Origin of the sequence: Spirillospora sp. NPDC052242 (assembly GCF_040679555.1) — a bacterium.
Taxonomy (GTDB): domain Bacteria; phylum Actinomycetota; class Actinomycetes; order Streptosporangiales; family Streptosporangiaceae; genus Spirillospora.
Genome location: NZ_JBFAUZ010000007.1, coordinates 137,683 through 158,238 on the forward strand (window position 1 = coordinate 137,683; position 20,556 = coordinate 158,238).

At 74.4% G+C, this 20,556-nt stretch carries 23 protein-coding genes; 12 read left to right on the forward strand and 11 right to left on the reverse strand.

Annotated features, from left to right (window positions below):
* Window position 1: 1 nt before the first annotated feature.
* From carA to pyrR, 4 genes are read right to left on the reverse strand one after another with little or no spacing between them, the layout of a single operon-like run.
* Window positions 2-1,117, reverse strand: a complete 1,116-nt coding sequence (gene carA, locus AB0L25_RS08050) for a glutamine-hydrolyzing carbamoyl-phosphate synthase small subunit (RefSeq protein ID WP_500169819.1) — start codon at window positions 1,115-1,117, stop codon at window positions 2-4.
* On the reverse strand, window positions 1,114-2,400 hold the full coding sequence (locus AB0L25_RS08055; RefSeq protein WP_500169820.1) for a dihydroorotase: 1,287 nt from the start codon (window positions 2,398-2,400) through the stop codon (window positions 1,114-1,116). Before AB0L25_RS08055 ends, carA begins: the two co-directional genes overlap by 4 nt.
* The gene (locus tag AB0L25_RS08060; RefSeq protein ID WP_500169822.1) at window positions 2,397-3,338 is read right to left on the reverse strand and encodes an aspartate carbamoyltransferase catalytic subunit; all 942 of its coding nucleotides are present in this window, start codon (window positions 3,336-3,338) and stop codon (window positions 2,397-2,399) included. Before AB0L25_RS08060 ends, AB0L25_RS08055 begins: the two co-directional genes overlap by 4 nt.
* Window positions 3,335-3,973 carry a bifunctional pyr operon transcriptional regulator/uracil phosphoribosyltransferase PyrR gene (gene pyrR, locus AB0L25_RS08065; RefSeq protein WP_500169824.1) on the reverse strand — a complete coding sequence of 213 codons (639 nt, stop codon included), beginning with the start codon at window positions 3,971-3,973 and terminating at the stop codon, window positions 3,335-3,337. The genes AB0L25_RS08060 and pyrR overlap by 4 nt, the downstream gene beginning before the upstream one ends.
* Window positions 3,974-4,365: 392 nt before the next feature.
* Here pyrR and bldD point away from each other — a divergent pair, with 392 nt between their 5' ends.
* On the forward strand, window positions 4,366-4,860 hold the full coding sequence (gene bldD, locus AB0L25_RS08070; protein WP_067795069.1) for a transcriptional regulator BldD: 495 nt from the start codon (window positions 4,366-4,368) through the stop codon (window positions 4,858-4,860).
* 77 nt (window positions 4,861-4,937) lie between these two features.
* Here bldD and AB0L25_RS08075 read toward each other — a convergent pair whose 3' ends face one another.
* Window positions 4,938-5,984: an aldo/keto reductase gene (locus AB0L25_RS08075; RefSeq protein ID WP_500169826.1), complete on the reverse strand. Its 1,047-nt coding sequence runs from the start codon at window positions 5,982-5,984 to the stop codon at window positions 4,938-4,940.
* A gap of 101 nt (window positions 5,985-6,085) precedes the next feature.
* Here AB0L25_RS08075 and AB0L25_RS08080 point away from each other — a divergent pair, with 101 nt between their 5' ends.
* Complete coding sequence (locus tag AB0L25_RS08080) at window positions 6,086-6,670, forward strand: TetR/AcrR family transcriptional regulator (protein WP_500169827.1); 585 nt, start codon at window positions 6,086-6,088, stop codon at window positions 6,668-6,670.
* Between the two features lie 6 nt (window positions 6,671-6,676).
* On the opposite strand, the gene AB0L25_RS08085 is transcribed toward AB0L25_RS08080, so the two are convergent.
* Window positions 6,677-8,104 carry an MFS transporter gene (locus tag AB0L25_RS08085; protein ID WP_500169829.1) on the reverse strand — a complete coding sequence of 476 codons (1,428 nt, stop codon included), beginning with the start codon at window positions 8,102-8,104 and terminating at the stop codon, window positions 6,677-6,679.
* Window positions 8,105-8,221: 117 nt separating this feature from the next.
* Between AB0L25_RS08085 and AB0L25_RS08090 the strand changes: the two genes are divergently transcribed.
* Window positions 8,222-8,590: a VOC family protein gene (locus AB0L25_RS08090; RefSeq protein ID WP_500169831.1), complete on the forward strand. Its 369-nt coding sequence runs from the start codon at window positions 8,222-8,224 to the stop codon at window positions 8,588-8,590.
* On the opposite strand, the gene AB0L25_RS08095 is transcribed toward AB0L25_RS08090, so the two are convergent.
* Both AB0L25_RS08095 and AB0L25_RS08100 read right to left on the reverse strand, forming a co-directional pair.
* Window positions 8,587-9,765, reverse strand: coding sequence for a CoA transferase (locus AB0L25_RS08095; protein ID WP_500169833.1), 1,179 nt, complete (start codon window positions 9,763-9,765; stop codon window positions 8,587-8,589). The two genes, AB0L25_RS08090 and AB0L25_RS08095, sit on opposite strands and share 4 nt — an antisense overlap.
* A 322-nt stretch (window positions 9,766-10,087) precedes the next feature.
* Entirely contained in the window at window positions 10,088-10,576 is a 489-nt protein-coding gene (locus tag AB0L25_RS08100) for an SAV_6107 family HEPN domain-containing protein (RefSeq protein ID WP_500169834.1), read from the reverse strand.
* 234 nt (window positions 10,577-10,810) lie between these two features.
* On the opposite strand from AB0L25_RS08100, the gene AB0L25_RS08105 reads away from it, so the two are divergent.
* The 5 genes from AB0L25_RS08105 (at window position 10,811) to AB0L25_RS08125 (ending at window position 13,562) form a co-directional block, all read left to right on the forward strand.
* Window positions 10,811-11,275, forward strand: coding sequence for a YbaK/EbsC family protein (locus AB0L25_RS08105; RefSeq protein WP_500169836.1), 465 nt, complete (start codon window positions 10,811-10,813; stop codon window positions 11,273-11,275).
* Entirely contained in the window at window positions 11,275-11,628 is a 354-nt protein-coding gene (locus AB0L25_RS08110; protein WP_500169838.1) for an arsenate reductase family protein, read from the forward strand. The genes AB0L25_RS08105 and AB0L25_RS08110 overlap by 1 nt, the downstream gene beginning before the upstream one ends.
* 54 nt (window positions 11,629-11,682) lie before the next feature.
* Window positions 11,683-12,561, forward strand: coding sequence for a hypothetical protein (locus AB0L25_RS08115; RefSeq protein WP_500169840.1), 879 nt, complete (start codon window positions 11,683-11,685; stop codon window positions 12,559-12,561).
* A gap of 64 nt (window positions 12,562-12,625) precedes the next feature.
* Window positions 12,626-12,958 carry a hypothetical protein gene (locus AB0L25_RS08120; RefSeq protein ID WP_500169842.1) on the forward strand — a complete coding sequence of 111 codons (333 nt, stop codon included), beginning with the start codon at window positions 12,626-12,628 and terminating at the stop codon, window positions 12,956-12,958.
* 10 nt (window positions 12,959-12,968) lie between these two features.
* Window positions 12,969-13,562 carry a GNAT family N-acetyltransferase gene (locus tag AB0L25_RS08125; protein ID WP_500169844.1) on the forward strand — a complete coding sequence of 198 codons (594 nt, stop codon included), beginning with the start codon at window positions 12,969-12,971 and terminating at the stop codon, window positions 13,560-13,562.
* Here AB0L25_RS08125 and metF read toward each other — a convergent pair.
* Complete coding sequence (gene metF / locus AB0L25_RS08130; RefSeq protein WP_500169846.1) at window positions 13,508-14,458, reverse strand: methylenetetrahydrofolate reductase [NAD(P)H]; 951 nt, start codon at window positions 14,456-14,458, stop codon at window positions 13,508-13,510. The two genes, AB0L25_RS08125 and metF, sit on opposite strands and share 55 nt — an antisense overlap.
* A 170-nt stretch (window positions 14,459-14,628) precedes the next feature.
* Between metF and AB0L25_RS08135 the strand changes: the two genes are divergently transcribed.
* From AB0L25_RS08135 to AB0L25_RS08150, 4 genes are all read left to right on the forward strand, one after another.
* Window positions 14,629-15,681 (forward strand): polyprenyl synthetase family protein, encoded by a 1,053-nt coding sequence (locus tag AB0L25_RS08135; protein ID WP_500169848.1) that lies wholly within the window; start codon window positions 14,629-14,631, stop codon window positions 15,679-15,681.
* A gap of 102 nt (window positions 15,682-15,783) precedes the next feature.
* Complete coding sequence (locus AB0L25_RS08140) at window positions 15,784-16,359, forward strand: carboxymuconolactone decarboxylase family protein (protein WP_500169850.1); 576 nt, start codon at window positions 15,784-15,786, stop codon at window positions 16,357-16,359.
* Window positions 16,359-18,551 carry a glycoside hydrolase family 3 C-terminal domain-containing protein gene (locus tag AB0L25_RS08145; RefSeq protein WP_500169852.1) on the forward strand — a complete coding sequence of 731 codons (2,193 nt, stop codon included), beginning with the start codon at window positions 16,359-16,361 and terminating at the stop codon, window positions 18,549-18,551. Before AB0L25_RS08140 ends, AB0L25_RS08145 begins: the two co-directional genes overlap by 1 nt.
* A 91-nt stretch (window positions 18,552-18,642) precedes the next feature.
* Entirely contained in the window at window positions 18,643-19,605 is a 963-nt protein-coding gene (locus AB0L25_RS08150) for a serine/threonine-protein kinase (RefSeq protein ID WP_500169854.1), read from the forward strand.
* Between the two features lie 13 nt (window positions 19,606-19,618).
* Here the strand turns inward: AB0L25_RS08150 and AB0L25_RS08155 are convergent, their stop codons facing one another.
* Both AB0L25_RS08155 and thiE read right to left on the reverse strand, forming a co-directional pair.
* On the reverse strand, window positions 19,619-19,771 hold the full coding sequence (locus tag AB0L25_RS08155) for a hypothetical protein (RefSeq protein ID WP_169528898.1): 153 nt from the start codon (window positions 19,769-19,771) through the stop codon (window positions 19,619-19,621).
* 113 nt (window positions 19,772-19,884) lie between these two features.
* Complete coding sequence (gene thiE, locus AB0L25_RS08160) at window positions 19,885-20,556, reverse strand: thiamine phosphate synthase (protein ID WP_500169856.1); 672 nt, start codon at window positions 20,554-20,556, stop codon at window positions 19,885-19,887.

Here is a 20,556-nt window from a genome sequence, read left to right on the forward strand (position 1 = left end):
ATCACGCAGACCCCTCCATCATCTCGCAGAAACGGTCGAACAGGCCGGACGCGTCGTGCGGGCCCGCCGCGGCCTCCGGGTGGTACTGGACGCTGAACGCGGGACGGTCGAGCAGCCGCAGGCCCTCGACGCAGCCGTCGTTCAGGTTCACGTGGGTGACCTCGGCACGCCCGTACGGGGTGTCGAACGGGCCGTCCGTCGGGGCGTCCACGGCGAACCCGTGGTTGTGGGCCGACACGTCGACCTTGCCGGTCGTCCGGTCCTGCACGGGCTGGTTGATGCCCCGGTGGCCGAACCGCAGCTTGTACGTCCCGAGGCCGAGCGCGCGGCCGAAGATCTGGTTGCCGAAGCAGATGCCGAAGAACGGCTTGCCGGCGTCGAGGACGCCCCGCAGCGCGTCCACCGCGTAGCCGGCGGCGGACGGGTCGCCGGGGCCGTTGGAGAAGAACACGCCGTCGGGGTTCAGGCCGAGGATGTCGGCGGACGTGGCCGTGGCGGGCAGCACGTGCACCTCGCAACCCCGCTCGGCCATCCGGTGCGGCGTCATCGACTTGATGCCGAGGTCGACGGCGGCGACGGTGAAGCGCTTCTCCCCGATCGCCGGGACGACGTACGGCTCGGCCGTCGAGACGTCGCGGGCGAGGTCGGCGCCCTCCATCGACGGGCTGAGCCGGACGCGCTCCAGCAGCGCGTCCTCACCGGCGGCCGCGGCGGCGCCGCTGAAGATCCCGGCGCGCATGGCGCCGCGGTCGCGCAGGTGGCGGGTCAGCGCCCGGGTGCCGGGGATCGCGATGCCGACCACGCCCTGGTCGCGCAGCGCCGACCCGAGCGAGCCGGTGGCGCGCCAGTTGGACGCGACGCGCGCGGGCTCGCGGACCACGTACCCGGCGACCTGGATGCGGCCGGACTCGGGGTCCTCGTCGTTCACGCCCGTGTTGCCGATGTGCGGGGACGTCATGGCCACGATCTGCCGCGCGTACGACGGGTCGGTGAGGGTCTCCTGGTAGCCGGTCATCCCGGTGTTGAAGACCATCTCGCCGAAGGTCTCGCCCTCGGCCCCGTACGCGGCCCCGTGGAACACCCTGCCGTCTTCCAGAACGAGCAGAGCAGGGTTCATTGAAGCTTCCCTTCCAGGACGGTCGGCTCGCCGCGCAGGAACGTCGCCACGACGCGTCCCGGCAGCTCCAGCCCGGCGAACGGGGTGTTGCGGCTCTTGGACGTCATGGCCGACGGGTCCACGGCGCGGCGCGGCGACGGGTCGTACAGCGTGATGTTGGCGGGCGACCCCGTCTCGAGCGGGCGTCCCTGCCCGGACAGGCGGCCGATGCGCGCGGGCCGGTACGCCATGCGGTCGGCGACGCCGGCCCAGTCGAGCAGCCCGGTGTCGACCATGGCCTCCTGGACGACCGGCAGCGCGGTCTCGAGGCCGATCATGCCCATCGCGGCGACCGCCCACTCGGTCTCCTTCGCCTCGACCGGGTGGGGGGCGTGGTCGGTGGCGACGCAGTCGATGGTGCCGTCGGCGAGCGCGTGCCGCAGCGCGGTGACGTCCTCGGCGGTGCGCAGCGGCGGGTTCACCTTGAAGATGGGGTCGTAGGACTCGGCGCGCGCGTCGTTCAGCAGCAGGTGGTGCGGGGTGACCTCGGCGGTCACCGGGCAGCCCTTGCTCTTCGCCCACCGGAGGATCTCGACCGAGCCGGCGGTGGACACGTGGCAGACGTGCAGCCGCGACCCGACGTGCTGGGCGAGCAGGACGTCCCGGGCGATGATCGCCTCCTCGGCGACCGCGGGCCAGCCGCGCAGCCCCAGCGCGGCCGACACCTCGCCCTCGTTCATCTGCGCGCCCTCGGTGAGCCGCGGCTCCTGCGCGTGCTGCGCGACGACGCCGTCGAACGCCTTCACGTACTCCAGCGCGCGCCGCATGATGACGGCGTCCGAGACGCAGTGCCCGTCGTCGGAGAACACCCGGACGGACGCGGCGGAGTCGGCCATCGCGCCGAGTTCGGCGAGCTGCTCGCCCGCGATGCCGCGGGTGACGGCGCCGACCGGCTGCACGTCGCAGTACCCGGCCTCGCGGCCGAGCCGCCACACCTGCTCGACGACGCCGGCGGTGTCGGCGACCGGGTCGGTGTTGGCCATCGCGTGGACGGCCGTGTAGCCGCCCATCGCGGCGGCCTTCGTGCCGGACTCGACGGTCTCGGCGTCCTCGCGGCCGGGCTCGCGCAGGTGGGTGTGCAGGTCGACCAGCCCGGGCAGGGCGATCAGCCCGTCGGCGTCGACGACCTGCGCGCCCGGGGCGTCCAGGCCGGTGCCGACCGCGGCGATGACGCCGTCGCGGACGAGGATGTCGGCGGGCTCGCCGCCGAGGATCCGGGCGCCCTTGATGAGGGTTTCTGTCACTGGGAGACCTCCTGGCCGATGGCGGGCTCGGAGCCTCCGAGCAGCAGGTAGAGGACGGCCATCCGGGCGCTGACGCCGTTGGCGACCTGCTCGACGATGGTGGAGCGGACCGAGTCGGCGACCTCGGCGGCGATCTCGACGCCGCGGTTCATCGGCCCGGGGTGCATGACGATCGCCTGCTCGGGGAGCTGCCCCATCCGCTCGGCGTCCAGGCCGTAGCGGCGGCTGTACTCGCGCACGGTCGGGAAGTACGCGGCGTTCATCCGCTCCTGCTGGACGCGCAGCATCATGACCACGTCGCTCTTCGGCAGGACGGCGTCCAGGTCGTAGGAGACCCGGCAGGGCCAGGTGTCGATCGCGACCGGCAGCAGCGTCGGCGGCGCGACGACGGTGACGTCGGCGCCGAGGGTGTCCAGCAGCAGGACGTTGGAACGCGCCACCCGGCTGTGCAGGACGTCGCCGACGATCGTGATCCGGCGGCCTTCGAGCTCGCCGAGGCGGCGGCGCATCGTGAACGCGTCCAGCAGCGCCTGGGTCGGGTGCTCGTGGGTGCCGTCGCCGGCGTTGACGACGCTGCCCTGCACCCAGCCCGCGAGGCGGTGCGGGGCGCCGGACGCGCCGTGCCGGATGACGACGCCGTCGGCGCCCATCGCCTCGAGCGTCAGCGCGGTGTCCTTCAGGCTCTCGCCCTTGGACACGCTGGACCCCTTCGCGGAGAAGTTGATGACGTCCGCGGAGAGCCGCTTCGCGGCCGCCTCGAACGAGATCCGGGTGCGGGTGGAGTCCTCGAAGAACAGGTTGACGACCGTGCGGCCGCGCAGCGTCGGCAGCTTCTTGATCGAGCGGCCCGCGACCTGCGCCAGCTCCTCGGCGGTGTCGAGGACGAGCAGCGCGTCGTCGCGGGTCAGGTCGGCGGCGGAGATCAGATGGCGTTTCACTCGGCACCTCCCGCGGGGCCGGCGACCGGGGAGCCGACCGGCTCGGGGACCGGGCCGAGCAGCACCGCGTCGCGGCCGTCGTTCTCGTCCAGCAGCACCTTGACGGTCTCGCGCATCGACGTCGGCAGGTTCTTGCCCACGTAGTCGGCGCGGATCGGCAGCTCGCGGTGCCCGCGGTCGACCAGCACCGCGAGCTGGACGGCGCGCGGCCGGCCGAGGTCGTTGAGGGCGTCGAGCGCCGCGCGGACCGTCCGTCCGGAGAACAGGACGTCGTCGACCAGCACCACGACGCGGTCGTCGATGCCGTCGGACGGGAGCTCGGTGCGGCCGAGGGCGCGCGCGGGACGCATCCGGAGGTCGTCCCGGTACATGGTCACGTCGAGCGAGCCCCACGGCACCGGACGTCCCTCCACCTCGCGCAGCAGGCCCGCCAGCCGCTCGGCCAGCGTCACCCCGCGCGTCTGGATGCCGAGCAGCAGGACGTCGTGCCCGCCCTTGGTGCGTTCGAGGATCTCGTGGGCGATCCGGGTCAGCGCACGGCGGATGTCGGGACCCTCCAGAACGGCCTTGGGCCGGGGGTCACCCTCCGCGGCGCGCGACCCCGCAGGCCGCGACGGCCTGGAGGCAGCATTCACCTCGGAAACCTCCTTTCCCGCCTCACTGGACGGGCCTTAAAGGACGTCTTGTCCCCCACACGTTAGCAGTCGGCGGGAACTGCCCCGTCCCGGGGCGGGGTCGTATCATCCCTGGTGAGAGGGGTCACACTCGGCCGGTCGAGCGCGCGGAACGGCCGTCTGGACGCCGTTCCCGCCGGGGTTCGGGGGTCCCGGACGGTCCGAACCGAGACCTACGGATTCGACCGCTTTTTTCCAATCAGCTTGACCTGGGGCCCGCACCGTTTTACCGTCACTGTCCGTAACCATCCCTGGAGACGGGGTCTTGAGGCGCATTGGCTTCGGGATTCTGTCGGTTCTCCGGCATCGGCCGGGAACCAATCGACGACGAAAGTGAGCCTGGGGGGCCAAGAATGCCGTCTGAATACGCAAAGGCTCTCGGCGCGCGCCTGCGCGCCATCCGCACCCAGCAGGGGCTGTCCCTGCACGGCGTGGAAGAGAAGTCCCGAGGCCGCTGGAAGGCCGTCGTCGTGGGTTCGTACGAGCGGGGCGACCGCGCCGTCACCGTTCAGAAGCTGGCCGAGCTCGCCGATTTCTACGGCGTGCCGGTTTCCGAGTTGCTGCCCGGCGGAGCCGCGCCGAGCCCGCTCGGGCCTACACCGAAGCTCGTGATCGACCTCGAGCGGCTGCAGCAGCTTCCGAAGGACAAGGCCGGTCCTCTCGCCCGTTACGCCGCGACGATTCAGAGCCAGCGGGGCGACTACAACGGGAAGGTCCTGTCCATCCGTCAGGAGGATCTGCGTTCACTCGCGGTCATCTATGACAAGTCCCCGACGGAGCTGACCGAGGAGCTCATCTCCTGGGGCGTCCTCGACCCGGAGGCGCGCCGCGCCGTCGAGTCGTTCTGATCCACCGCCTCGCACGACGGGGGTCCGGGCTCCGCCCGGGCCCCCGTTCGCGTGCTCTCACACGGTCACGCGCGCGCTCACGCGTTCGTCACCGTCCGCAGATGGCCGGCCCGCACCCCGCCCATGCCGGTGACCGGCGCGAGCATGGGCGACCACGACGCCTCGTCCAGCCGGGCGACCGCCTCGGGCGGCAGTTCCAGCTCGAAGCCCGCCAGGTTCCCGCGCAGGTGCTCCAGGCTGCGCGGCCCGACGATCACCGAGGTGACCCCCGGGCGCGAGCGCACCCAGGCGAGCGCGACGGCGGCGGGCGTGGCGCCCAGCTCGTCCGCGACCCTCCCGACCTCCTCGGCGATGCCCAGCGTCCGCTCGTTCAGCATCTCGTCGACGAAGACCCGCGCCATGGCCAGCGGCGACGCGCTCATCCGGCCCATCCGCGAGTCGGCGTCCGGTGCGGCGCCGCGCGCGTACCGCCCGGTCAGCACCCCGCTCGCCAGCGGCGAGTACGTCAGGGTGCCGAGGCCGTGCCGCTCGCACACCGGCAGGATCTCCGCCTCGATGTCGCGGACGGCCAGCGAGTACTGCGGCTGCAGGCTGACGAACGGCGTCCCGCCGACGCGCTCGGCCGCCCACCGCGCCTCGACGATCTGCGCGGCCGTGAAGTTCGAGCAGCCGATGTAGCGGACCTTGCCCGACCGGACGAAGCCGTCCAGCGTGGCCATCGTCTCCTCGATGGGCGTGTCCGCGTCCCACTGGTGGCACTGGTAGAGGTCGATGTGGTCGGTGCCCAGGCGGCGCAGGCTCGCCTCCAGGGCCCGGGTGAGGTGCAGCCGCGACAGCCCCGCGTCGTTGGGGCCGTCGCCCTGCGGCATGAACCCCTTCGTCGCGAGCACGACCGATTCCCGGCGGCCGGCGATGGCCCGTCCGACGATCTCTTCCGACTGGCCGCCGGTGTAGCGGTTCGCGGTGTCGATGAGGTTGCCGCCCGCCTCCAGGAAGGCGTCGATGATCCGGCGGGCCTCGTCCTCGCCGCATCCGGCCATCGGATGGTCCGTACCGAAGTTCATGGTGCCCAGGCCGGCCTGCGAGACCTTGAGCCCGGAGCGTCCCAGTGCCGCGTACTCCATGCGTTCTCCTCTAGAATCGGCATGCGAGAACAACCGGAACAATTGATCCGGTTACTTCTCGACTATACGGATCACCTGTTCCGGTTTGCAAGGAGACCGCCATGCCCGAGACCGAGCGTCCGCTGCGCGCCGACGCGCGGCGCAACCGCGCGCGCGTTCTCGAGGCGGCCGAGATCGTCCTCGCCCGGGACGGGATGTCGGCCTCGATGCGGGAGATCGCCCGCCGCGCCGACGTCGGGCTCGCCACCATCTACCGGCAGTTCCCGACCAAGGAGGACCTCTACCGGGCGGTCGTGCGGGACCGCGTCGGCGCGCTGGCCGACGAGGGCGCCGCCCTGATCGCGGACGAGTCCGCCGCGGAGACGTCCTTCTTCGCGTTCTTCGCCCGCATCGTCGAGGAGAGCACCCACAAGCGGATGCTCGTGGACGCGCTCGCCGAGTCGGGCGTCGCCGAGGACGACGTGAAGGCCGGGCTGGGGGACCTGCAGGGCACCATGTTGCGCCTGCTGGAAACGCTGCTGGACGGGGCGCAGCGGTCCGGTGCCGTCCGCGACGACGTCGGGATGCCGGAGGTGCTCGCGCTGCTCACCGCCGCGTGCCTGGCGGCCGAGCGCGGTCAGTGGGACGCCGGGACGCGCGACCGCGCCCTCGCCGTCATGTTCGACGGGTTCCGGCCCCGCGCCTGAGCCGCGTCACGCGCCGTCGCGCGCGTCCGCCGACGCCATCGCCGGACGCACCACCGGCTCCCCCGCGACCCGCCCGGACCGGCCCCCGCCGCGCGCGGCCAGCAGGGCCAGCGGGAGCACGGCCGCCATCGCCGCCGCGCTCAGCGCGAACCCCGCGGTGAACCCCCGCTCCCCCGGCACCCCCGCCACGATCACCGCGCTGACCTGCGTGCCCAGCGACGCCCCGACCGTCCGGATCAGCGTGTTGACGCCCGTCGCCGCGCCCGTCTCCCCCTCCGGGACGGCCAGCACCACCAGCGTCGCGACCGCCGCGTAGGCGAGGCCGAGGCCCACGCCGCGGGCGACGCCGCCGGCGTACAGGTGCCACAGCTCCGAATGCGCGAACGTGACGAACAGGTAGCCGCCGCCCGTCAGCGCCGCCCCGGCGAACAGCACGGCGCGCGACCCGATCCGCCGGTCCAGCGCCCCCGCCGCCGCGCCCGCCAGCGTCATCCCGACGCTCGCGGGCAGCTGGAGCACCGCCGCCTGCGTCGCGCTGCCCCCGAACCCGTGGCCGGTGTCCTGCGGGAGCTGGACCAGCAGCGGGAACAGCAGCCCTCCCGCCATCAGCGCGTAGCCCGACAGCAGCGACGCCGCGTTGGCCGTCCACACCCCGCGGAGCCGCATGATCCGCGGATCGACGAGCGGCTCCCGCACCCGCGCCTCGACCCGCAGCCAGACGACGGCCGTCACCGCCGCCGCGGCGAGCAGCCCCAGCACGCCCGGCGACGTCCAGCCCCAGAACGTCCCCTGGGTGAGCGCCGCCAGCGCCGCCACGAGCCACCCCGCGAACAGCACCGCGCCCCACCAGTCCACCCGGGCGCCCGCGCGGGGCGGCGAGCCCGGCACCACGAACCAGGCGGCGACCAGCCCCGGGGCGAGCCCGAGCACCGGCACCCACAGCAGCCACCGCCACCCGAGCAGGTCGATGATCGGCCCGGCCATGCACCACGACAGCGCGCCGCCGAGCCCCAGCATCGACGACATCAGGCCCACCGCGGACGCCGTCCGCTCGGGCGGCACCACGGCGCGGATGATCGTGTAGGCGAGCGGGAACACACCGGCGCCGGCGCCGCTCAGCACCCGCCCGGCGAGCATGACCGGCAGCGACCCCGCGGACGCGGCCACGACCATCCCGGCCGTCGCCGCCGCGAGCACCGCCAGCAGCACCCGGCGCGGCCCGTACAGGTCGCCGAGCCGCCCCACGACCGGCGTCGCCACGGCCGCCGACAGCGTCATCGCCGTCAGCGCCCACGCCGCGCCCGCCGGCGTCGTGCCGAGCCCCGCCTGGATCTGCGGCAGCGCCGGGGTGACGACCGCCATCGACAGCGAGTAGGCGGCCACGCCGAGGAACGCCAGCAGCGGCACCAGCCCCCGACCGCCCCGCGCCGCCACGCCTGTCCCTCCTTACTTCGCTCCCCTAACAATCTCATATGCCGACAAAAGCCGTGCGATGAGTTCCGGCGCCGCGGCCGGTCGGTATCGGTGCGCACACGACGAAGGAGGCGGCGCATGTTCAAAGACACGAAGGCGTTCAGCGGGTTCTCGGTGGACGACATCGAGGCCGCGCGGAAGTTCTACGGCGAGGTCCTCGGCCTGGAGGTCTCCGAGGAGCACGGCATGCTCACCCTGCACATCGCGGGCGGCCGCGACACTCTCGTCTACCCGAAACCCGACCACACGCCGGCGACGTTCACGATCCTGAACTTCCCGGTGGACGACATCGAGGCGGCCGTCGCCGGGCTCGCCGGGCGGGGCGTCCGGTTCGAGCACTACGGCGGCGCCACCGACGAGAAGGGCATCTTCCGGAAGGAGGGCCCGCTCATCGCGTGGTTCAAGGACCCGGCGGGCAACACCCTCTCCGTCCTGCAGGAGGACTAGGGCTCCCCGGCGACGCCCCGGGCCCGCAGGCCGGCCACCTCGTCGCCGGTCATCCCGAGGACGTCCCGCAGGACCTCGGCGGTGTGCTCGCCGAGGGCCGGCGCGGGGACGGGCGGGGCCTGCCCGCCGAACACCAGCGGCGAGCCGGGCGCCAGGTGGGGGCCGACGCCGGGCTGGTCGATCTCGCCCATGAGCGGCCGGCCGTCCAGGTCCCGCGCCACCTCGCCGAAGTCCCGGTACCGCGACCACAGGACGGACGTGCCGCCCAGCGCGTCCGCGATCTCCGCGCACGTCCGCGCCCCGAACCACGAGGCGAGGACGCCGCCGATCGCCTCCCGGTGCCGGTACCGGTCCCCGGCCGTCCCGAAGTCCGCCCGCAGCGCCCGCTCGAGCGCCGCCACGACGTCCCCGAGCCCGGTCGCGGCGACGAGGTCGCGCCAGTGCCGTCCGGTGACCACGGCGACCATGACGCGCCCGTCCGCGGCCTCGAAGTCGCGCCCGAACTCGCCGAACAGGTGGTTGCCGAGCCGCTCGCGCGGCGCCCCGAGCTGCGCCTCCGCGAGGTACCCCAGGTTCCCGGCGGTCGCCAGCGCGACGTCGTCGAGGGCGACCCGCAGCCGGACGCCCTCGCCCGTCCGCAGCCGGTGCCGCTCCGCCGCGAGCAGCCCCGCCGCCAGGTAGAGCCCGCAGACGACGTCCCACACCGGCAGCGCGTGGTTCACCGGCGCGCCGTCCCGCCCGGTGATCGCCGGGAACCCGGACGCCGCGTTCACCGTATAGTCGACCGCGGTGCCCCCGTCCCGGCGCCCCAGGAGCTGGACGTGCACGAGATCGGGCCGCCGCGCCGCCAGGTCGTCCGGGGCGAGGCCGTCGCGCGGCGGCGCGTTCGTCAGCACGGTCCCGCACTCGGCCGCGAGCCGCGCCGCGACGCCGCGTCCCTCGGCCGACCGCAGGTCCACGGTGACCGAGCGCTTCCCCTTGTTGAGCCCCGCCCAGTACAGGCTCCGCCCGGACGGCGCCAGCGGCCACCGGTCGATGTCGGGCCCGCCGCCGACCTGGTCCACCCGGATCACCTCGGCGCCGAGCTGCGCGAGCGTCATCCCGCCCAGCGGCGCGGCGACGAAGCTGGAGATCTCGACGATGCGCATCCCGGCGAGCGGCAACAGTGCGTCCACCCGCAAATCCCTATCACCCACCCCGAACCACCCCCGACCCCGCCCGCCCCCGGCCATGAACGCCGCAGGCCCCCACCCGTGCGCACACCCCCAAGCCCGCATCCCCGCACCGCCTCGACGGCCGGCGACCGCGCCCGCCCACACAAAGGCCACCCCCAAGAGCCGGGCTTGCCCGCGTGGCTAACTGCGCTTGTACGCGGTGGAGCCGCGGGGCGGCATCGCGGGGGGGAGGCCGGGCCGGGGCGGTGCTTGGTGAGGGGAGCGAGCCGCCCCGGCCCGGCGGGGGCGTCCCGGGGAGGTGGGACGGGCCCCCGGGGAGGGGTCAGTTGGCGTCGGTGAACGGGAGGGCGGTCTGGCCGGCGATGCCGAGGGAGTCCTCGACGAGGGAGACGAAGATCTCGGCGTCGTGCAGGAGTTCCTCGGCCTCGCGGACGGTGACGGCGCGGGGCAGGCCGGCCTCGGCGGCGGCGCGCTTGTCGGCGCCGGCGGCGAAGAAGGCGGCCCATTCGCGCAGTGCGGGCTCGGCCTCGGGCAGCAGCACCCACACGCTGCGGGGACGGCCGCGGCGGTGCGTCTCCACGGGTTCGCGGGAGGCCAGCACCGCGGCGGCGGCGCGCAGCGCGGCGAGGTGGGCGCAGACGTAGCGGACGGCGGGCGTGGTCGCCTCGGCGGCCTCGGCGAGGCCCGTGCGGGCGGCCTGCAGCTGGCCGGCGGCGGTGTGCGCCGGGCGCGGCGCGGGCCTCGGACGCCGCCGCGGGCTCGGCGGGCCGGGCAGAGCGGCGGAGTGGACTGCGGTCGTCGTTGCGGACATGGCTGCCTCCTTCCGGGGCTCGGGCCGGCCGGGCGGAGAGCTTCCCCTCACTCCGCCCGGCCCTCGGCCCCCCGCCGGCACATCGCCGCCGGCGGAGGGCGTCGCCCTGATACGGGCCGCGAGTCCCGCATCACGTCGAACATAAGTTCGACGCACTCACAGTAAACCGCCCTCGTGACGATTCGTCAACGTGTTCGAACGGAGCGCCGTGCGCAGGTCGGTTAGGGTGCGGGCATGCATCCGAACGCCGAACACGTCGCGAGCGTCCTGCGCGACCACGGGGTCGAGGGCGAGGTCGTCGAACTGCCGGAGGCGGCGCGGACGGCGCAGGCCGCCGCGGAGCAACTGGGCTGCGAGGTCGGCGCGATCGCCAACAGCCTGGTGTTCGACGCGGACGGCGCGCCGCTGCTGGTGCTGACGAGCGGGGCGCACCGGGTCGACACCGTGAAGGTCGCGGGTCTCGTGGGCGCGGGGAAGGTGCGGCGGGCGACGCCCGAGTTCGTCCGGGAGGCGACGGGCCAGCCGATCGGCGGCGTGGCGCCGGTGGGCCATCCGGCGCCGATCCGCACGCTCGTGGACGTCTGGCTGGACGACCACGACCGGGTGTGGGCGGCGGGCGGGCATCCGCACACCGTGTTCCCGACGTCGTACGAGGAACTGCTGAAGATCACCGGGGGCGACCCGGCGGAGGTGGAGTGATGACGGAGATCTGGCACAACCCGCGCTGCTCCAAGAGCCGCGCCGCGAAGGCCGCGCTGGACGAGGCGGGCGTCGCCTACACCGAGCGGCGGTACCTGGACGAGCCGCCGACGGCCGCGGAGCTGGACGCCGTCCTCACCCGGATCGGCGCGGAGCCGTGGGAGGTCGCGCGGCTGACCGAGCCGGTCGCGAAGGAGCTCGGGCTGAAGGACCTGGAGCACGACCGGGCGCGGTGGATCGAGATCATGGTCGCCAACCCGGTGCTGATCCAGCGGCCCATCGTGGTGACGGACGGCGCCGCGTTCGTCGCGCGCGACGAGGCCGCTGTCGGCAAAGCCCTCGACAGCCTGTGACGCCGGTGTGATTCTGGGAGACGACCCCGACGTCCGGTGACCCCCGGAGGACCGATGACCGCGCAGATGCGCACGGGCCCGGCCGCCCGCGACCCGAACTTCCGGGGGATCGACCCGCCGGCGCTGGATCGGCTCATCAAGCAGATGCAGGACGCGCAGAACGCGATCCGGGGCTGGCTGAACGGGCACCGGCCGCCGCCCGGGGTGTCCGCGGCGGGGTACCGGCAGGCCGACGAGGTCGCGCAGTGGGTCGGGAACCAGCTCGGGATGCTGTCGCGCCGCTACAGCTACGCGATGACGCACCCGGACGGCGGCTCGATGCGGCCGCCGTCCGGTCCGGCGCCGCTGCCGGAGACGGGGCGGGCGCCGGTGGAGGCCGCCGGCGGCGCGCCCGCGCCGGTCGCGCCGCCCCGCCGGGACCCGGTGGCGAAGGCGCCGCGCACCCCCGATCCGGGACGGGCGGGGACGCCGTCGCCGGGCGGGCTGCCGTCGCGCGGCGCGGGCGACATCGGCAGCCACCCCGACCGGCGGACGGCCGAGAAGGCGGCGGAGGCGGACGCGCGGGCCCTGCGGGCTGCGTTCGAGGACGGCGCGGCCGTCCCGCCCGCGGTGTGGGCGCGGCTGAAGGCCGACGTCGACGATCCCGACTACACCGCGCGCCTGTACGAGCGGCTGGGCCCGGCGGGCGCCGCGCGGCTGCTCGCGGGGGCCGAGGGCGACGAGGCGCGGCTGCGGGTGATCCGGGAGTCGCTGGGCATGGCGAGCAACGAGGTCCGGATGGACGTCGGGTGGCTGCGGGCGTTCCTGGCCGAGGCCGGGCGCGCGGACGTCCGTCCGGTGGCGGTGCAGGTCATCGCCGGTGCCGACTGGAGCGCGCGCACGCGGGAGGCCGTCGGCAAGCTGGACCTGACGACGTCGCGGCCCGCGTCATGACCGGGCGGAGCGAGGGAATGAGCGCGGCTCCCGCCGGAGGGTCGTCCCCCCGCAGGAGGCGGGCATGAGCGCGCCGCCGCCTCCGGGGAGCCTGCCGCCGCCGATCGAGGGCGCGGCGGCCGGGGCGCTGGCGCCCACGGAGCGCCCCAACCCGGCGTACGCGGAGCTCTACCGGGCGTACGCGGACGCCTACGGCGGGATCGACCGGCTCCGGCAGGCGCTCGACGCGCCCGTGAAGACCCTCGGCGGGACGGACGCGTGGCTCGGCCCGGAGGCGCGCCGGTGGGGTGCGTCCCTCGACGCGGAGCGGGCGCGGCTGCGGCAGGCCGCCGACCGGATCCTGTGGGACGTGTACGAGCGGCTGTCGGCGACCCCCCGGACCCTCCCCCGGGTCTAGGCTCGGGCGGGTGAGGGACGCGAAGCTGCGCGAGATCGACGAACGGGCCTTCCTGCGCAGGCTGGACCCGCTGCTGGACGTCTACGCGGCGGCGATGGACCCGCCGCGCGAGCAGCTGCCGGGGCGGCGCACGATCATGGAGCGGCACGCGCGATATCCGGGGTTCCGGGCGTTCGTCGCGGAGCGGCGGGGCGGGCTGGTGCGCCTGCCGGGGCCGCTGCACGGGCTCGCGTACGGGTTCCACGGCGAGCGCGGCCAGTGGTGGCACGACGTGGTGCTCGAGGCGCTGACCGCGCGGGGCGGCCCGGAGCACGCGGCGACGTGGCTCGAGGACGCCTTCGAGGTCGCGGAGCTGCACGTCCGTCCGGACGCGCAGGGGCGGGGGCTCGGCCGGGGGCTGCTGACGGCGCTGTGCGAGGGCAGGCCGGAGCGGACGGTGGTGCTGTCGACGCTGGAGCGGCGGCCGGACACCCCCGCCCGCCGGCTCTACCGGTCGGTCGGCATGGTGGACCTGCTGACCGACTTCGAGTTCCCGGGCGGCGGGCCCCGCTACGCGGTCATGGGCGGGACGCTGCCGCTGGCCACGGGCGCCGCGCCGCAGTAGCCGTCGGCTTCGAGCAGCCCGTACACCTCGCGCGTCGCCGTCGACTTGTTGAAGGTGATGAAGTGGACGCCCGGGGCGTCCTGGTCGAGGAGCTCGCGGCACAGTTCGGCGGCGTGCTCGATGCCGAGGCGCCGGACGGCCTCGGGGTCGTCCGCGACGGCGTCGAAGCGGGCCTTGACCTCGGGCGGGAACGGCGCGCCGGACAGCTGCTCGGACCGCTCGATGGTGCTGAGCCGGGTGACCGGCATGATCCCGGGAATGATCGGGACGTCGCCGCCCGCGGCGGCGACGCGGTCGCGCAGGCGGAAGTAGTCCTCGGCGCGGAAGAACATCTGCGTGATGGCGTAGTCGGCGCCGGCGCGGCACTTCTCGACGAAGTACCGGGTGTCGCTCTCGATGTCGGGCGAGCGGGGGTGCTTGTAGGGGAACGCGGCGACGCCGACGCTGAAGTCGCCGGTGGCGCGGATGAGCCGGACGAGGTCGGCGGCGTACTCGACGCCGTCGGGGTGCCTGACCCACTCCCCCATGGGGTCGCCGGGCGGGTCGCCGCGCAGCGCGAGCATGTTGCGGACGCCCGCGGCGGCGAGCCGTCCGATGAGGTGGCGGAGCTCGGCCTGGGAGTGGTCGACCGCGGTGAAGTGGGCGACCGGGGTGAGGGTGGTGTCGGTGGCGATCCGCTCGACGATGTCGACGGTGGTGTCGCGGGTGCCGCCGCCGGCGCCGTAGGTGACGGAGACGAACGTGGGCCGCAGCGGCTCGAGCTCGCGGATCGTACGCCAGAGGGTCCGCGCGCCCTTCTCGCTCTTGGGCGGGAAGAACTCGAAGGAGAAGGACCTTCCACCGGTGGCGAGCAGCTCGCGGACTGTGGGGGGCCGTTCGGGGCGCACGGATCGCATCCCCCCAGCGTACAGAAGGGGCGGGCGGCGGGCCCCGGACCCGGGCAGGTTCCGGTTGGACCGCGCGTTTACATCCAGTTGTCGTTAAATGGCGGAGATTTCCTAAGATCGGTGGACATCTCGCGCTACTGACGGGCGGTTGCATGCCTTCCCCTGGATACGATCACGACATGTCGACGAGCCGCATCCGCAAGCGGGTCGACGAGGCGCTGCTCGCGTTCGTCGACCGGCAGCGTCCCGGCCTGCTGGCGATCAGCGACGACCTGTCGCCGCTGCTCGGGGCGCTGGACGCGCTGCTGCGCGGCGGGAAGCGGCTGCGCCCGGCGTTCTGCTACTGGGGGTGGCGCGCCGCGGGCGGCGGCGGGGAGGCGGGCATCGTGGACGCGGCGGCGTCCCTGGAACTGCTGCAGGCGAGCGCGCTGATCCACGACGACGTCATGGACTCCAGCGACACGCGGCGCGGGCAGCCGTCGGTGCACCGCCGGTTCGAGGCGCTGCACGGCGCGCAGGGCTGGCCGGGCGACGCGGCGGCGTTCGGGGAGGGCACCGCGATCCTGCTCGGCGACCTGTGCCTGGCCTGGTCGGCGGAGATGTTCGAGGCGTGCGGGCTGGACGGCGAGCGCCGGCGGCGCGGCCGGGCCGTCTACGACCTGATGCGCACCGAGGTCATGTGCGGCCAGTACCTCGACATGCTGGAGGGGACGCGCGGCGCGGCGACGGTCGCCACGGCCCTGCGGGTGGTCGAGTACAAGAGCGCGAAGTACACGATCGAGCGGCCGCTGCACCTGGGCGCGGCGCTGGCCGGGGGCCGTCCGGACGTCTCCGCCGCGCTGACCGCGTACGGGCTGCCGCTCGGCATCGCGTTCCAGCTCCGCGACGACGTCCTGGGCGTGTTCGGCGACCCGGCCGAGACGGGCAAGCCGGCGGGCGACGACCTGCGCGAGGGCAAGCGGACGGTGCTGGTCGCGCTGACGCTGGAGCGGGCGGACGCGACGCGGGCGGCGGCGCTCGAGCGGCGTCTCGGCGACCCGGAGCTGGACCGGCCGGGGGTGGACGAGCTGCGCACGATCATCGAGGAGACCGGCGGGCTCGCGGCCTGCGAGGAGATGATCGAGCGGTACCTCGACGAGGCCGAGCGGGCGCTCCGGGCGGCGCCGATCACCGAGGAGGCGCGCGAGGCGCTCGCGGGGCTGGCCGTCGCGGCGACCTCCCGCCGCACCTGACACCGCGCGGACCGGCGACCGATTCACGAAGATTGGCACGATCCGGCCAAATGACCTGATCGCTCTAGCACTGTCCCACCATTTGGTGGCAGAAATGTCGCCATGTGCGCCGACATCCCCGGGAACCGCGTTCCGCGCATCGCCCCGCTGCCGCCGGAGCAGTGGGACGACGTGCTCAAGGCCGTCACCGCCACGACCGGGCCGCTGAACGTCTTCACGACGCTGGCCCGGCACCCGTCGCTGTTCCAGTCCTGGATCGGCCTCGGGTCGGCGCTGCTGATGAACGGCCTGCTGTCCGGCCGGGACCGCGAGCTGGCGATCCTGCGGACGGCGCACCACCGGTCCTGCGAGTACGAGTGGGCGCACCATCGCGGGCTCGCGCTGGACGCGGGGCTGACCGAGGACGAGATCGCCGCGCTCCGCCGCGACCCCGACGACCATCCGTGGGCCGACGACGACCGGATGGTGCTGGCCACCGCGGACGAGCTGCACGAGCGCGGCACGGTGACGGACGCGACCTGGACGGAGCTGGCCACCCGCTTCGGCGAGCAAGAGCTGATCGAACTGGTGATGCTCATCGGCCACTACCACATGGTCGCCTTCACGCTGAACGCGCTGCGCGTCCAGGACGAGGGCGCGGGGCACGAGGGCGCCGGGCACGGGGGCGGGGAGGCCTGATGCTCCAAACCGGCAGGTCGCGGACCGGCGGGACGCGAACCCTCAGGACGCGGACCGGGCGGTGGCTGCCCGCGGCCGGCGCGCTCGCCTGCGCGCTCGCGCTCGTGGTCGTCCCCGCCCGGACGGACGGCGCGCGGGCCGCGGCGAGCCGCTGCGGCGACCCGGCCGTGCGGCCGTGGTGCGACACCTCGCTGAGCGCGGACCGGCGGGCCGGGCTGCTGCTCGCGAAGCTGACCGACGACGAGAAGATCGCGCTGCTGGCGTCCGACGACCCGTTCGGCGGCCCGCTCGGCGGGTTCTTCGACTGGGCGCACGCCGACACCAACAACGGGATCGAACGCCTCGGCGTCCCGCCGCTGTACATGGTCGACGGCCCGGCGGGCGTCCGGCAGGGCGAGGCGACCGCGCTGCCCGCGCCGATCGCGCTGGCCGCGACGTTCGACCGGGGGGCCGCGCACCTGTACGGCAAGACGGTCGGGTGGGAGGCGCGGCACCGCGGCAACGACGTGATCTTCGGCCCGACCGTGGACGTGCTGCGCACGCCGCTCAACGGCCGGACGTTCGAGGGGTTCGGCGAGGACCCGTACCTGTCGGCGCGGCTCGGCGCGTCCTGGATCAAGGGCGCGCAGGGGCAGGGCGTGATGGCCTCGGTGAAGCACCTGGCCGTCTACACCCAGGAGAAGGACCGCCTCGAGCTGAACATGGCCGTGGACCCGCGCACGCTCCGCGAGATCTACCTGCCGCCGTTCGAGGCCGCCGTGACCGAGGGCGGCGCCGCGACCGTCATGTGCGGGTTCGGGAAGCTGAACGGCCGCTGGGCGTGCCACGACGGCGGCGTGCTGAACGGGATCCTGCGGTCGGAGTGGGGCTTCAACGGGATGGTCATGTCCGACCACACCGCCGTGCACGACACCACCGAGGCCGCCAACGGCGGGCTCGACATGGAACTGCCGATCGGCGTCCGCTACAACGCGTTCCTGCTGAAGATGGCGCGCGCGCAGAAGAAGGTCACCCAGGCGACCATCGACGGGCACACCCGCAACGTCCTGCGGACGATGTTCGAGTTCGGCGTCTTCGACCGGCCCGCGTACCCGAACGACCTCGCCCGCGTCGACCGGACGGCGAGCGAGACCGCGGCCCGGACGATCGCCGAGAACGGCGTCACGCTGCTGAAGAACGACGGCGTCCTCCCCCTGAAGGCGCCGAAGAAGATCGCGCTGATCGGGCGGGCCGCGAAGGAGAGCCAGGCCGGGTTCGGGTCGGCCAAGGTCGTCCCGTTCGCGTCCGTCGGCGCGCAGGAGGGCCTGACGCGGCGCGCCGGCGCGGGCGCCTCGATCACCTACCGGGACGGCGACGACCACGGCGCCGCGGCGGACGCGGCCCGCGGCGCGGACGTCGCGATCGTGTTCGCCACCGACGGCCAGGGCGAGTTCTTCGACAAATCGTGCCTCACGCTGGAGTGCGGCGAGCCGCTGCGCGGCGACCAGGACGGCCTCATCTCGGCGGTCGCGGCGGCGAACCGGAACACGATCGTGGTGCTGCAGACGGGCGGGCCCGTCCTCACCCCGTGGGCGGACGACGTCGCGGCGGTCGTCGAGACCTGGTACCCGGGGCAGGAGGCCGGCGACGCGCTGGCCCGCGTCCTGTACGGGGACGTCGACCCGGGCGGGCGCCTGCCGGTCACGTTCCCCGCCGAGGAGGCGCACGCGCCCACGGCCGGGAACCCCGCGCAGTACCCGGGCGTGAACAAGACCGCGACGTTCTCCGAGGGCGTCATGGTCGGCTACCGGCACTACGACGCCAAGGGCATCACGCCCAAGTACCCGTTCGGGCACGGCCTGTCGTACACGACGTTCCGCTACAGCGGCTTGAAGGTCGGCTCCAAGGAAGTGAAGGTCACGGTCACGAACACGGGGAGCCGCACGGGCGTGGCCGTCCCGCAGATGTACCTCGGCCTGCCCTCGCCCGGTGTGGACGTCCCGCAGCCGCCGAAGCAGCTCAAGGGCTTCACGAAGGTCACGCTGCGGCCGGGGCAGAGCACGACCGTCGCCTTCCCGCTGACCGCGCGGGACCTGTCCTACTGGAACGTCGAGGCGAAGCGGTGGAAGGTCGCGGACGGCTGCTACACGGTCATGGTCGGGTCCTCGTCACGGGACGTCGCGCAGCGGGGCTCGTTCGGGGAATGCCGGTGACGCGCGTGAAGATCCGCGTTCCCCTGCCGGACAGGACGGTCACACGGTACAAATAAGGACCCTCCATATCCGTTCCCCCCACGGAGTCCCCGTGTCCCCTGCCACCACCCGGCGGCCCGCCCCGGACCCCCGCGACCTGCGGCGCCGCCCCGCGTCCGCGCTCGGCCCCGGCGACCCGGACGACATCGGCGGCCGCCCCCTGCTGGGCAGGCTCGGCGAGGGCGGCCAGGGCGTCGTCTACCTCGCCGAGGACCACGACGGCGGACTCTGCGCGGTCAAGCTGCTGAAGGGCGGCATGGCGGCCGGGCGGCGCGCCCGCGACCGGTTCGTCAAGGAGGCCGACGCGGCGCGGCGGGTCACCGGGCGGCACACGGCGCAGGTGCTGGACGCCGACGTGACCGGCGACCGGCCCTACATCGTCAGCGAGTACGTGGACGGCCCGTCCCTGCAGGAGATCGTGGCCGAGGAGGGCCCGCTGCCGGAACGTCGGCTGCACCGGGTCGCCCTCGGCACCGCCGCCGCGCTCGCCGCGATCCACCGCGAGGGGATCGTCCACCGCGACTTCAAGCCCGGCAACGTCCTCCTCGGCCCGGACGGCGCCAAGGTGATCGACTTCGGCATCGCGCGCATGGCGGACGCGACGCCGCTGACCACCGGCCCGCTCGGCACCCCCGCCTACATGGCCCCCGAGCAGATCGAGGACGAGCCCGTCGGCCCGGCCGCGGACGTCTTCGCGTGGGGCGCGGCGATGGTGTTCGCCGCCACCGGCCGGCCCCCGTTCGGCACCGGGCCGAACGCCGCGGTGATGCGCCGGGTGACGTCCCGGCCGCCGGACCTCGGCGACCTCGACGGCCCGCTGCGCGACCTCGCGGCCCGCTGCCTCGACAAGAACCCGCAGGCCCGGCCGTCCGCGCGGCGGCTCGTCCGGGCGCTGCGCGAGGGCAGCGCCCCGGCGCCCAAGCCGCGCCCGACCCGCATCCCGCGCTACCGCTGGCGCATGATGATCGCGCTCGCCGTCGTCATGACGGCGGGGTTCGTCCTCGGCATCCTGTAGGGCGCCGGGCGGCTCACCAGTGCGGCGGGCGCTCCTCCAGCAGGCGGGAGTCGTCGTCGCCGCCGCGCCACTCGCCCCAGCCGGTGTCGGTGTCGTCGGACGTCTGGTCGGGCAGGACGTCGAACTCGTCGTCGAGGTCGACCGGCCGCTCGTCGTCGGGTCCCATGATCCCCATTGTGCGGCATGCCGCATCGCCGCGAACCGTGCGGGCCGTCACACCGGACGGACGCACGGGACGGCCCGCACGGGCGGGTCACACGGGCGGATCACACGGGCGGGTCACACGGCGGCGAGCCGCCGCGCGAACTCGGCCGCCGCGGCGCCCGGGTCGTCCGCCTCGGTGATCGCCCGCACCACCACCACGCGGCGCGCCCCGGCGGCCAGGACCTGCTCCAGGTTCCCGAGGTCGATGCCGCCGATCGCGAACCACGGCCGGGAGAACCGCTCCCCGGCGGTGTACTCGAGCAGCTTCAGGCCCGGCGCGGGGCGTCCGGGCTTGGTCGGCGTGGGCCACGTCGGCCCGGTGCAGAAGTAGTCGACCCCGGGCTCGGCCGCCGCGGCCGCCGCCTGCTCCGCCGCGTGCGTGGACCGGCCGATCAGCACGTCGCCCCCGACGATCTCCCGCGCGGCCGGCACCGGCAGGTCGTCCTGCCCGAGGTGCAGCACGTCCGCGCGCACGGCGTGGGCGACGTCCGCGCGGTCGTTGACGGCCAGCAGCGCGCCGTGCCGCTCGCACGCGGCCCGGAACACCTCCAGGTACGCCATCTCCTGCCGCGCCTCCAGGCCCTTCTGCCGGAGCTGCACGATGTCGACGCCGTTCGCGAGGACGGCGTCCAGGAACCCGGGCAGGTCGCCGCGCTCCTCCCGCGCGTCCGTGCAGAGGTAGAGACGGGCGCGGTCGAGCCGGGCGCGCAGGGCCACGGCGCGGTCGGAGGGCAGGTGCCTGGACAC